Source organism: Listeria fleischmannii subsp. fleischmannii LU2006-1, from assembly GCF_000344175.1.
GTDB lineage: Bacteria > Bacillota > Bacilli > Lactobacillales > Listeriaceae > Listeria > Listeria fleischmannii.
Window position 1 is genome coordinate 1 of the sequence record NZ_ALWW01000006.1, and the last position, 12,674, is coordinate 12,674.

General features: G+C 39.4%; 9 protein-coding genes, 1 pseudogene and 1 riboswitch. Of the genes and pseudogenes, 2 read left to right on the plus strand and 8 right to left on the minus strand.

Features of this window, described 5'->3' with window-relative positions:
- Positions 1-110: 110 nt before the first annotated feature.
- From LFLEISCH_RS03005 to LFLEISCH_RS03040, 8 genes and pseudogenes are all read right to left on the minus strand, one after another.
- A complete protein-coding gene (locus tag LFLEISCH_RS03005; protein ID WP_007472842.1) occupies positions 111-482 on the minus strand; it encodes a YwqH-like family protein in 372 nt (123 codons plus the stop codon).
- A 76-nt stretch (positions 483-558) separates the two neighbouring features.
- Positions 559-908 (minus strand): annotated as a pseudogene (locus tag LFLEISCH_RS16450) (DUF4176 domain-containing protein).
- Between the two features lie 20 nt (positions 909-928).
- Positions 929-5,437 carry a type VII secretion protein EssC gene (gene essC / locus LFLEISCH_RS03015; protein WP_007472843.1) on the minus strand — a complete coding sequence of 1,503 codons (4,509 nt, stop codon included), beginning with the start codon at positions 5,435-5,437 and terminating at the stop codon, positions 929-931.
- Positions 5,430-6,611 carry a type VII secretion protein EssB gene (gene essB, locus LFLEISCH_RS03020; RefSeq protein ID WP_007472844.1) on the minus strand — a complete coding sequence of 394 codons (1,182 nt, stop codon included), beginning with the start codon at positions 6,609-6,611 and terminating at the stop codon, positions 5,430-5,432. Before essB ends, essC begins: the two co-directional genes overlap by 8 nt.
- Before the next feature lie 17 nt (positions 6,612-6,628).
- Positions 6,629-6,880, minus strand: coding sequence for an EsaB/YukD family protein (locus tag LFLEISCH_RS03025; protein WP_007472845.1), 252 nt, complete (start codon positions 6,878-6,880; stop codon positions 6,629-6,631).
- Between the two features lie 12 nt (positions 6,881-6,892).
- Positions 6,893-7,390, minus strand: coding sequence for a type VII secretion protein EssA (gene essA / locus LFLEISCH_RS03030; protein ID WP_007472846.1), 498 nt, complete (start codon positions 7,388-7,390; stop codon positions 6,893-6,895).
- Entirely contained in the window at positions 7,377-10,607 is a 3,231-nt protein-coding gene (gene esaA / locus LFLEISCH_RS03035; protein WP_007472847.1) for a type VII secretion protein EsaA, read from the minus strand. The genes essA and esaA overlap by 14 nt, the downstream gene beginning before the upstream one ends.
- Positions 10,608-10,769: 162 nt before the next feature.
- On the minus strand, positions 10,770-11,063 hold the full coding sequence (locus LFLEISCH_RS03040; RefSeq protein ID WP_007472848.1) for a WXG100 family type VII secretion target: 294 nt from the start codon (positions 11,061-11,063) through the stop codon (positions 10,770-10,772).
- Between the two features lie 229 nt (positions 11,064-11,292).
- Here LFLEISCH_RS03040 and rpiB point away from each other — a divergent pair, with 229 nt between their 5' ends.
- A complete protein-coding gene (gene rpiB, locus LFLEISCH_RS03045) occupies positions 11,293-11,748 on the plus strand; it encodes a ribose 5-phosphate isomerase B (RefSeq protein ID WP_007472849.1) in 456 nt (151 codons plus the stop codon).
- Between the two features lie 54 nt (positions 11,749-11,802).
- A riboswitch (SAM riboswitch) is annotated at positions 11,803-11,905 on the plus strand.
- A 72-nt stretch (positions 11,906-11,977) separates the two neighbouring features.
- A complete protein-coding gene (locus tag LFLEISCH_RS03050) occupies positions 11,978-12,649 on the plus strand; it encodes a VOC family protein (RefSeq protein ID WP_007472850.1) in 672 nt (223 codons plus the stop codon).
- Positions 12,650-12,674: the final 25 nt, after the last annotated feature.

The window sequence follows — 12,674 nt, forward strand, 5'->3', positions numbered from 1 at the left end:
AAAACTCCCCGCATTTTTTTTTGTGCTGCTCCAAMCAAGATGCGAAGAAAATAAACAGAGATTATTTGAATTCAATTCCAAAATCCCAAAATTCAATTTCACTTTCTCCTTTAACGTCTCAAAATTAAGTTGATAGCACTAATTTGTCTTATTTCATTTCCTAAATTATTAATTTGGTTTCCTAGCCACCCGATTAGTCCACCTTTTTCATTCGCCTCATTTTCTAAGCGTGTAATTTCGTCACAAATCTCATCATAGTAATTATCAATTTTTTTATAATATGTGTCGTAATCTGTTTTAAAGGCGCCTTCCATGAGATTTTCAAACTCTGTTAGTTTTTTACCTTGCCAAGTGTCTGGTTGATCAGATTTATCTTTAACCTTACTTTTTAAATCTTTTATTTCGGTTTGGACACTTGCGACTTCTTTCTTTGCCGTCCTCAAGCGCTCTAATTTTTCTTCAATTGAAGCTTTATCACTCACACATTGACTGAGTTCTGCTTGTTTAGCGCTTTTTTTGTTTTTTTAAGGTTGCAGCTTCGGTCATTTAAACTCCCCCTCACCCTAAATTCAATTTATTACTATTCGCTGTTGTCTTTTTTTGAAGCTCAGTAGGATTTCCTTTTGGTATATCTGCTTTTTCAATCCATACTTTTAAATTCTCAAGCATCAACTCATTATCGTCATCCGAATAACCTTCTATTACAACCTTTTGTATATCTTCATTGTTGAAATAAATTAAGCTATCCCCCATCATCCCTTCTGGTATAAGCATGCTCCATAATCAAAATACTTAGCCTCATCTTCAATAAAAGTTGCTAAACCTCTCGCAATAATCATGATTTTTTTTGTATTACCTTTAACAATAACTATACTTCCCAGTGGTAAAAATGTAGTTTCATCGCTCATTTTCCCTTCTCCTCCTACCTTCAAATCGGTGCGACAAGCTTGATACGCTCTGCTTGGCCTTGATTAATGTAATATGCTTCATATGGTGGTAGCATTTGCTCTTTATATGGTTTATTCATGACTTCCAGCACGTTTTGGTCGCTGATTCGACCGATTAGGATGCCCACTTTTTGTTTTTTGAAGGCACCTGAAATGTCATCATAAGCACGATAAAGTTGACCAGTAATGGCACCTGAAACGAAGTAGATGCCCATTCTTGCGCCCGTCTCTATCAGTCTTTGCAGCGGTTTCTGTAAATCAAGCGGCGTGTTTTCAGCAAGGAAAGCAGTGTCAGTTATAAGAGCAACTACAGCGCTCATCTCTTTTGTGAAAACGGAGAGTGGCGTGTTGCCGTTTGAATTTGCTTGCGTTTCGCGCCATGCGTTCTCGCGGTTGTCAAGTAACCCGGACAATTGTGTGATGGTTTCTCCAAAGCTTGCTTCATCGCCTGCATATAAATTAACGGATTCTTTATATGGTTGGAAACGTGAATTGGCGTTATCGAAGAGTGCAATTTCAATCTTCGTATTACGTATAGCTATTTCTGTTATGGATAACATGGTACGTTCAATTACATCATTCATATCAGAAAGCACAAGTGTGTTACCATTCTTACTTAGCGCAAGGTCGATAGGAAGAACATCTTCAAAGTCAACAGCAAATGGGAGTTCGCCTTCCTGAAGCATGCTAGCTACATTTGGTTTAGACAGGTAATCCGCAATTGGTAAGATATCCGGCACCATCGGAATCGGTGCTGGTAATTCACCTGTCCACGCTGCCTGCATTTGTTTACTTTCCTTTTGAATATTTTCAATCACAACTAAAGTGTCCTCTCCAACGACTGGTAGCGCCGTTTGGAATGAGGTTGGATTTTCCAGTTTAACAAGCCCTCTTCCTGGGATTTCTTCCACCGTTAAATCCGTTTTTCCGACAATATTTCGCGGTTCAGTTGGGTCAATCATATAAAGCGAAATTTGTGTTTTAATATTCGCAAGCACTTGAATTCGGATAGCATTTTGCCGTACAGCACTAATCGCGAGGTGAATACCGACACCTGCCCCTTCACGTGCTACTTGTGCGATGAGTTTTTCAAAATCATCCTTAAACGGCGCTTCTGTGACAGAATCAAATGCATCAATAACAAGTAAGATGGTTGGAACTTCTACACCACTGGCTTTTTCATACATCGCGATGCTGGCCACGCCATATTCACTTAATTTTTGCTTCCGCTCTTTTAATTCTCGCGTAATGCGTCGAATGAGTTTATTCATTTTAATTTCTTCATCCACCATGATTGTGTCTGCTACATGTGGCAAATCTTTAAGCGGCAGGAGACCGTTTGTCCCAAGATCGAGTAGGTAAACATGAAGTCGTTCTGGACTATGTTCACGCGCAACCGCCATTGTGAGCGTTTGTAAGAACGTGGATTTTCCGTAACCCGGACTTGAGAAGACAGCCACATGACCATCTTTTGCAAGGTCAATAGATAGCGGTTCTTGCGCCTGCATTTCTGGGATATCCAAAAAGCCAATCGTTGCCTGTAAGGGCCGTTTCTCACCTTGCCATGCTAAATCAAAATCAACTGGATGTAGCTCCGGTAAGAAAATTTCTGCTTCAAGCGGCGGCAACCAAGGTCTCGGTAATGGCGCAATTTGCTTCACCTCCGTGTATTCGTGGATATGATCAATGACCGCATCCAACTCAGATGGTAGCTTGGTTAAGTCTTCTTTTTTATCCAGGCCACTCAAATCTTCCGTTAAAATTTCGTATTGGCCGAGGTCATTAATCGCGTAGACCGTAGTATCTAGATAATCCTCGTCTTCCTTGTCTGGCACGTAATCCGCGCCGCTCCATGCACTTTGGAAAAGTTCATAAATTTCGTTATTGCCCACTTGGAGGTAACTACGTCCAGGTAGGGTGATATCAGCCGCATCCGGTGTTTTCAAAATCTCGTTTGAATCGCTCGCATTTTGAACCTTCAGTGCGAGTTTAAATTTCGAGTTGGACCAGATTTGGTCATCTACAACGCCGCTCGGTTTTTGCGTCGCCAAGATAAGGTGAATACCAAGTGACCGCCCAATACGCGCAGTCGAGACAAGCTCTTTCATAAATTCAGGCTGCTCCGATTTTAATTCCGCAAATTCATCCGAAATAAGAAACAGATGTGGCATTGGCTCACTTGCTTCGCCTTTTTTATATAATTTTTGGTATTGATTAATATGATTCACATCATGCTCGCCAAATAAGCGTTGCCGTTTTTGCAGTTCCGCTTTAATAGAAGCCAGTGCCCGCATGGACTGAGCCCCGTCTAGGTTTGTAATAGTTCCCAGTAAGTGTGGCATATTTTTAAATAAGTTGGCCATCCCCCCGCCTTTATAGTCGATGAGTAAGAAAGCAACTTCATACGGGTGAAAGTTTACCGCCAGCGAAATGATGTACGACTGAATGATTTCTGATTTACCAGAACCCGTCGTCCCCGCCACTAAACCATGCGGCCCATGTGCTTTTTCATGTAAATTTAAATTAACAATATCTTCTTTCCCGCGAAGCCCAAGTGGAACGGCTAAACTTTTATACGTTTCGTTTTGTTCCCAGCGGCTTGCAATATTTAATTCCTCCACTCGGCTCACACCGTACATTTCAAGGAAGGTGACGGACTCTGGAATGGAATTCTTCAGATTTTGCAAATGATTTAACGGCGCAAGCGCACGCGAAATGGACTCTTTGTCAAAATCGTGTGGCAAGTGGTCTGGAACGAAGGCACGATTCACAAGCTCACCTTTTTCCAAAATAATGTTTCCGCTATGTTGGTCGCGAATATCCACGACGGTTTTCACATGTTCCGGTAAGCTCTGCATCACATCTTGTACAAAAACGAGTGAAACGCCGAGTTCAGCTGGATCTTCATTAAAGAATTCCATCACAGTATGGTCTAAAATGAGTTTTTCATCCGTGATTAAAACAACGTAATGCGGTGCAAAATACATTTTTTCATTTTTATTTGGACGCTCAGCAAGCGCTTGTTTCCGCTCTTTTAAAATTTGGTAGAGCGAATTGAGCACCTGATCACGCGAACGTTCGTGATACACAAATCCGCGCACATTCACATCGCGCACATTGGCGTGCGGCAACCAGCGCATCCAGTCCCATTCACTTTTCTCCTCTTCTGGAAAAATGGTGATAAATTGTAAATCGAAATAACTGTGGAAAAGAGCCGTTTGCATCACAAGCATTTGTAACTGCTCCAGCACAAGGCGGCGCGGACCAATGTAACCAACTGGACCATTCATTAAGTCCGTTGCAATCGGAATATTTTTCACTTCATAATACTGAGCCTTTAGTTTCGTCGCCGCCTCTAAAAGTTCATCCTTTTCCTGCGTAAATTCCTCTTCCTTATAATCCACCGAAAAACTAATCGGCTCCGTGCCTGTTCCAACACGGAAAGTTAAAAAGTCATGGTGCAACATAGTTTTTTCATAAATACGAGAATTAACAGCTACCGCCATATCCCTGACTTCTTCAATGCTCGGGTAATGGTAAAGAAGCGCATGACGTTGCTCCTCGCTCGCGGCATATAGCTCTTTTGTTTTTCTCTTGAGGTATAAATCGTAGCTTTCCTCGCGTTCCTTTGTTCCCACCTTATATTCCTTACGATTTTTGATATAGGTGATACTCGACATAATGACCGTCATCCCAGTCATCGCAAGCGTCATTAAAATATAAATCCCTCGAGGTTGGAAAATCGAAATTAAAACCGTAATCGCAATCATCACAAGTGGCGGCAAAATAATTTTTAAAATACCATCTGTCGGTTTTGCTGGCTTATTAGCCGGTTTCGCCAGTGTAAATTTATCTTCCGGCGCACGATAAATAATCCGCGGTGAACGGTGATAATCGGGATAATCCGAACTATACGCATTGTCCGCCGCAACGAGCATTCCCAAATCCGTTTGAATCCGGTCAACGCGACCTAAAATCGTAATATCATCTTGACCCACCGTAATCGTAACCCCGTCCACATAAAGCTGATCGCCAACTTGAAGCGGCATTTTACCCGTCACACGCTCCAAATTGTGATACACTTCACCAGCCGAAACTTGAATAGAAAAGGCCTCTTCTAAATGGTCACGCAAGAAAACAAAATCCGCACGCGTCCCTTGAATAGACACATCCTGATAGTCCTCAACCCCAAACGTAACAACAAACAAACCCGCCACATCATAGGACCGCGCCTCCATGTTTTCCGTCACGTAAAGTGACAGTTTTTCTTTTTCTTCTGTCTGAAAATCTTGCTTTTTATCAAAAGCAAGCGCCGTATTTCCTGCAAACCACGTTTCATTTTCAAATTTCACATCTAAATGGTCCAAAAGGCCAGGAAAAAAAATCGCGGCATCTGATGAACTTCCAATTTGAATCACTTTATCCCGATTTAAATGCTGTTTATGAATTTCTCTCCCATTACTAACAATAAGCAAAGTTTTATCATTCATCTGCTTGCGCTCCCTCATCTGAACCTTCTATTTTATCCATATATTTCTTTAGCTCCGCTTCAATTTCAGCTTGTTTTTTAACGGATTCATCCCCAGAAAGTTTTTTATTTCCTTTAACTTCTTCCAATTGTTTCGCTAATGCATATGTAATTAAGACATCATCTTGCAGGCGCTGGGCAGAATCAAGCGACTCGTCAAATTCACCGCGTCCGTTGTAAACCCAATATAACAGAGTTTGTTCGTCTGATTTCAAACTTAAATTTTTCATAATATTATCTTTCTTCTTGTCATCTAGTTTCTCGCCCTGTAAATAGGAGTACGCTAAAATATATTTGGAGGCTTGCGGCAATTTCACAGGGTTCGTATTTTCCAAATCCGTGATAACTTTAGAATAATCCGTTTTCAAAAAATCCTCATTCGCCGTTAACAACTCATTTTGATACGGCATTTTCATAAATGCCAAATAACCAAGCGGCACCGCAAGAAGGACCGCCGCAATGATAAACCCAATCGCAAGACCTTTATACGTTCTAAATGTCTTTTTAGGAACGAGCGCCATTTTCTTTTCCGAACTTTCCTTCTCCTTCGAAAATGCCTCCGCTAAGATTTCCGCAAGCTCTTCAGTCGTCTTTGCATCAACAACCATTTTTAAAAGGGCTGTTCCACGAGCATTTATAATCGAACCGGAATATAAATTATCAAAGCTATATTTGGTTGAAAACATCGCCACAATAAACGATTGGTATTGTTTAAAGAAGTGTTCACTTGTTAAATCGTAAGGCTCCAAAATCCCTTTTAATCCTCGGTGTACAATTTTTGGCATGAGATTTTCATCAAAAATAATATTGCTTGGGTGTAGGAAAAATGTGAACCGTGTTCCAATCAGTGCTTCAAGATTACTAATGTTGTGTAGCGCGCGCAGGCGCTCTTTTCGCGCCATTTTTTTCACTTCATCAAAACTATAGGTTTCTTTTGCTATTTTATAATCAAATGTATAATGCTCATTTTCATGCTGGATTTCGACTGGAACGAAATAGGCTGATGGTTTAGCCAAAATGTCTAATTCTGCATCATCTTTTATACGCGTACGTGACTCAGCGAAGCTAACAGACCACATCGTATCCTCATAGTTGTATTCATATGAAACTCCGTCAATCTCAATTTTGTTTTTCATCATCTTTACTCCCTTATTTATAAGATTTCTAAAATGTCCCCGTCAGTAATCGGGTAATCTGTTAATTTATCATCATCACTTAATAAAATCCCTTTATTTGTAGCCTTTAATGAATATTTCGTATCGCTTCCCAGCTCAAATTTTAATGTTTCAGCTAAATTTAAAATAAGTGCTTTAATTGGCTGATGCGCCGGGATGCGAAGGTCTTTTTGACTTTCTCCCCATTTTGTAAAATCAACGGTTACATTTAAATGCGTCTGTTTAACCAATGTACTTCCTCCCTATTCCATAACATTTCGACTAGCAAAATAAATTCCACCAGCAAGTGCCAGCACTATCCCAAAAACAATGGCCATTACCATTTTAGAATTTGTTTTTTCCTCTTCATCTTCCACCACTTCTTGATCGGTTTTGGAAGCATATTCACCCTCAAAAAGTTTGTCCTTCGTTTTTTTCACTGTCTGATCAGAAACATCTTTGCCTGTAAATAATTGATCTTGCAGTTTTTGATACTTTTCAGCTTCCGCCTTTTTTTGTGCTTCAATCTTTTTATCCAGTTGTTCTGTAAAAAGCGGTAATTTAAGTTCATCAAGCATCGTCTCTTGCGGGTTTGCTTCCTGAGTTTTCTCTTCATCTGATTTTTGAAGACGATCCGCTTTCATCTCCATCTTGCCATCATTTTCCAAATAGCCATCTTCTGCCGCAAGTGAAACTGTAACGTTTAAAGCAAAGAAGGAAAAGCATAGCAGGAAAAAAATTCCGATTTTAAATGTCTTCATTTGCCGCTTCCTCACTTTCCAACGTACTTTTGCGAATCACAAATAGATTCAGAACAATAAATAACGCAGCTACGCCAATAAAAATATACATCAGAATTAGGAAATTGTTTTCCCCATTTAAAATACGATTTAAAAGCACTTCGACGTATTGTAAAGGTGAATATGTTTGAAGCGTTCCAAAAATGGAAGAACGGTCAATATTTAATCCTACCGCATCCGTTAGAAACAGATAAATTCCGACTAGGGATAATATAATAAACATCCCAACCATTTGTAACTGGCGAAGGAGATAAGTAAAACTCATAACGAGCATAAGCATCAAAATAACACAAATTCCCATCCAAAGAATAAAACCAATATGGCTTGTATTAAAGATATTTCCTGAAATAGCACCAATGATAATACCTTCTGCAATTGCCACAAAGGACGTTAAAAAGGTGATAGGTAAATTTTTGGACGCGAGCGAAAGTTCTTCACTAAACGCATCATGTTGAATCCGTTTTTTCTCCTGATGAGAAATGACATAGCTTGTAAAAAGAGCAATTAAGGTCATAATCAGCACCATATAATAAGGCGTGGCTTTGTCACCTGCTGCAATCGTTTTGCCGTTTACTTTTTCAACTGGACTACTTAAAAATTGATATAGCCCTTCATTTGGTCTGTCTCCTACTCGACTATTTGACATGACACCAGAAAAGTTTTTCGAGAACGATTCATCAGATGCTAATTTTTTAGCTAAATCTTTCGATAGTGTACCCGCCTCAGAAATTAAATCTTTTCCACTTGTTTGTATATTTTTAGCTTCCTGATCAATAGCATCAAATGTTTTATACACCCCGTCTGCTGCATTTAAATTACTGCCAGTTGAGTCAGCTAAACTCTGACTTCTTGCAAGCAAGCCACCAAAATCGCTGTTTACCATCATAGCGGCAGACTTCTCATCCGAACCACTTTGCAAGACCACTTGATTTTCTTTTAGTAAATCCGAGCTTGCACTTCTCCAAAGATCCACTTCACTTATCATTTTGGCTAAACTTTCATTTTGTGCCGCCGCTTCAGAACTCGTTTTCACTAACCGTTCCGCCACATCTACTGAACGATCATTAGCATCGCTCATCGTCTGCTTATAACTTGCAATTTGCGACTCAAAATTGGTCAATTTATCTTTATACGCTTTCGTTACATTTCCCGATGCCTTTTCCACAATTGCATCTAATAAATTATTACGATTAAAAATAGCATAGTAAGACGAATTCGTCGCCTGATCTTCCAATTTTTGACCTAATTCAAAAGAATAATTGGGACTATTTACATTGATTCCATAATAAAGTTGGAAAAGAAGGGCTGAGCGTTCATAGTTCCTCACAATACTTTGAATCTCCCTAAACATCTTCTTACCTGCTTCTGTAAAATCAGCCTCCTTAAAGAAAGGTTCATTTTTCTCTATCGGTATTAATAGCGCATTTTGAGTAAGCTCGGTATCTTCTAAATCCGTATTCGTTAGCGCCGGATCCATAATGAGCGTGTCATCTTTTAACACATATTTGTGCATTTTCTGAATAGCCATGAGGCTCACATCTAAATTCCCAAAAAAGGAAATATCAGTTGCACCATTTAGTTTGGCTACAAAACTGACCTTATACGTATGCGGAGCACCTTTTGTTTGTGTAAATGTAACAATGTCTTCACCTGGTTGATTAGAAACGGCACTTGAACCGATTTCTATGCCATCCTCCAAAATTTTTATATCCGAAAGCGTAAAATTAGGATCATATTGAATTTTGATTTCCGTTTGCTCGTTTTCATCTGTTTCGTCTAAAGTTACCTCTTTTGATTCAATAGCGACCCCTGTATTTGTCAGTTCTTGTATTTTGTCGTTTTTCACTGGCTGTAACGAATCCAAAATGGTCGTTTTTTCCGTTTTTTGATTGAGTTTATCCTCGGCGAAATCCGCACTATTCTCATTCATAAATTGCTTTGCAAGAACCTTTACGCGTTGATACTCATCACTTGATAGACCAAGTAATTCCTCATCCTCACTATCAAAATACTGTAGTCCATTAATCTCCGCTTTTAACCGATTTATAAACCGATTATTCACATCTGCGCGTAAGTCATTTATTGTATAACTTTCATTGTTTCCACCTGATTTACCGGATAAGATATTGGCCAGTTCAACTTGAACATCGTGCAAAATATCTGCCTGAATCGTATTATTCATTTCTGTATCTAATGTTGTTATACGTTTATTTACGTCTTCTATGTAATTTTGTAAGGCTTGTGTTTGCGACATGAGGGACATGGAATCTTGCATGGATTGTAGCTCTCTATATAATACCGAATTAGCCTGTTCAAGCGTCCCCAGCTCATTTTGGACGGAATCCGATGAAAGACTCGCTGAATATTTTTGTAAGTTATCCGCAAAAGTTGTACCAAAAGGAGCATTTTTTTCTTGTAATGTAACTAGACCCTCTAGCGTTTTTTGATAGGCCGCATTTTCTTTACTTGCATCTAAAAGCGCGGTTTTTTGTCCATTTAATAAATCTTGGAATCCTGAAAAACTTTCTTTGGAAGAACTTGTATAGTTTTGAACCGCTTCAAATTGATTCGTATAATTTGCAAGCGGATTATTGACAGTGTTATCGTAACGTGCCGTATGTTTCTTTTCCTTCGCGACAAGCGTGCTAATATTGTCCTGCGCTTCTTGTAAATTAGTTAAAATACTAGCAAAATAAACATCAATTACCCGTTGATTAATATCCGCTACTAAACTAGACGCGGTTTTCTCCGCCTCCACTTTTAAATCATTATTTCCGACATCATTAATTTTGTAGTCTACTTGAATTTTTTCCGGCGAAGTAGAAGTTAGTGACAGGGCCTTTTTTGAAAAATTATCAGGAATAATAATCATTAAATTGTACACATCGCGTTTAAGTCCACTTTCAGCCACACCTCGGCTAACCGTAGTCCAATCATGTGACTTATCCTTCAAAACGCTCGTTTGAATATCATCACCAAATGTGTATTTTTTTCCCGAAAGCTCTGCGCCCTGGTCTTCATTGACAAACGCAATGCTCATTTTATGCGTTTTTTCTTTATCTGACGTACTCTTGTTTTTGCTAACGTTTTGATTAAGGCCTACATAAGAAATGCCTATTGTCAGCAATATCGCCAAAACTAAAAAGAGTAAAATGTTCCATTTTACTTTACGTTTCATATTCTTTCATTCACTCCCATTTTCCATTTGTATCTATAATTTTAAATCATTGCATTCAATTTTAATTCATATTGTATACTTTTCAGAAAAAGCCATGCAACAAAATGCTACATGGCTTTTCTTGTGTAGCAAAATATGTATCCGTGCTACAAGAATTGTAATTTAGAAACCGAAGTTTTGAGATAATTGTTGATCTTGTTCCTCTACGGCTTGAGCAGTACGTTGTAACTGGTTTTCAATTTGATCCATTAGATTCGCAAATTCAGTTACTTTAGGGCGTAGTTGATTGAATTGATCATCAAAACGTTGGAACGCTTGCCCTTCCCATTCGCTACGTAATTGTTCTTGAAGTTGTGATAGACGCTGAAGCATTTGCTCGATATCCCGTCCGCTTTGACCGTAAGTCTTCGCGCGATCACGTAGTTCTGCCGGGGTCATTCTAATTTGTCCAGACATACTCTCTTCATCTCCTTTTTCATTTTATGGATACAAATCCACAAATTAAGTATAGCATACTTTTTTTTGACCAATTGTGACAATAAATTGAACATTTGTGTTTTCCTTGAATTCTAAGTCAAATCCATCCATTCCAATGGTTTAAGCGTTATTCTTTACAAAAAGAAGCGTTTTAATAAAGTCTATTTATGTGTATAATGGAGATAAGAAAAAAAGAGGGGGAATCAAAATGACAAGTAAGAAAGTGGCCATTGCAAGTGATCATGGCGGCATAGCGCTTCGAAAAAATATTGTATCTTTTTTAAATAAAAAGGATATTGATTTTGAAGAATTTGGTCCAGAGGTTGAGGAATCTGTGGATTATCCCAATTTAGCTTTTACTGTTTCTGAAAAAGTAGCTCGTGGCGATGCGTATCGCGGGATTTTAATTTGTGGCACTGGCGTTGGTATGAGTATCGCCGCCAATAAAGTGCACGGCATTCGTTGCGCTCTCGTTTCAGACACCTTTACGGCGCATGCTACACGAGAACATAATGATTCCAACGTCCTCGCACTAGGCGCCCGTGTGACAGGCCCGGGACTTGCACTCGATATTGTTAAAATTTGGCTTGAAACGGAGTATGAAGGCGGTCGCCACGCCAAACGCCTTAGTCAAATTGAACAGTTCGAAAACACTCAAGGTTGATTTTTCCCCAAAAAGATGGTTTAATGTTTATAAATCAAATGAAAATACTCGGAATTCTTATCAAGAGAGATGGAGGGACTTGGCCCTGTGAAATCTCAGCAACAGACCTACGGGCACTGTGCTAAATCCAGCGAGCGCAAAGCTTGGCAGATGAGGAGAGTTTGTTTTATTCGCTCTTCTTTTTCTGAAAGGAGAGTTTTTTTCTTTTTGTCTGAAAGGAGCTAATAAAATGAACGCATTATCATTTAGTCACGCCGTACACTTCGTCCACGATTTAGAAGCCGTCCGTACCCAGTTACAACACTTTGGTTTAAAAATGGAAACAACCGAAAAAGAAAGCCTACCCGGCACCCAGTCTGTCATAACAGAATTCGGGCTTTCGCACATCCAATTTTTAAGTATTACTGAAAAAGAAGCCGCATCCAAAAGTTTCCTCGGGAAAGAGGCGCTTCAATTCCTGCCTGTGAAACAAATTTTGGGGCACCTTGTCATCGAAACGTCTGATTTAGACGGCCTCCGAACCCAACTTTTAAAAAAAGGACATGATTTAACGCTCATTTCAGGTGCAAATGAAGCAGAGCCGCTTTATACCATCTCCGGTACCCTTGGCGGCCTGGCTTATCCACTCATTCGGAAGAGATGTTTTTCGAAAAACGAAGCGGGGCACCATGCCTTAAAAGAAATCCACATCCGTGTGGATAACCCTGAAATCGCCCTTTATAACTGGGCTGACCTTTTTAATCTACAGGTTATCCACAATACGCTGTTTTTAGGTGATGTCGCGCTTAAATTTACAAAAGGATCGTCAAATCGCCTGCACGCGCTAGTTTTTGACACATTTTCCGATACAATTAGTCAAACTGAATTTCGGATAGGTGAAGGCTTTTATCGCTTTCGCTAGCGTAGTTATACACAAACTTATCCAC

Bases quoted from the DNA above. Each gene is read 5' to 3' on its own strand.
- esaA (WP_007472847.1), bottom strand. From the start codon at position 10,607: ATGAAACGTAAAGTAAAATGGAACATTTTACTCTTTTTAGTTTTGGCG.
- essA (WP_007472846.1), bottom strand. From the start codon at position 7,390: ATGAAGACATTTAAAATCGGAATTTTTTTCCTGCTATGCTTTTCCTTC.
- LFLEISCH_RS03050 (WP_007472850.1), top strand. From the start codon at position 11,978: ATGAACGCATTATCATTTAGTCACGCCGTACACTTCGTCCACGATTTA.
- rpiB (WP_007472849.1), top strand. From the start codon at position 11,293: ATGACAAGTAAGAAAGTGGCCATTGCAAGTGATCATGGCGGCATAGCG.
- LFLEISCH_RS03040 (WP_007472848.1), bottom strand. From the start codon at position 11,063: ATGTCTGGACAAATTAGAATGACCCCGGCAGAACTACGTGATCGCGCG.
- essB (WP_007472844.1), bottom strand. From the start codon at position 6,611: ATGAAAAACAAAATTGAGATTGACGGAGTTTCATATGAATACAACTAT.
- essC (WP_007472843.1), bottom strand. From the start codon at position 5,437: ATGAATGATAAAACTTTGCTTATTGTTAGTAATGGGAGAGAAATTCAT.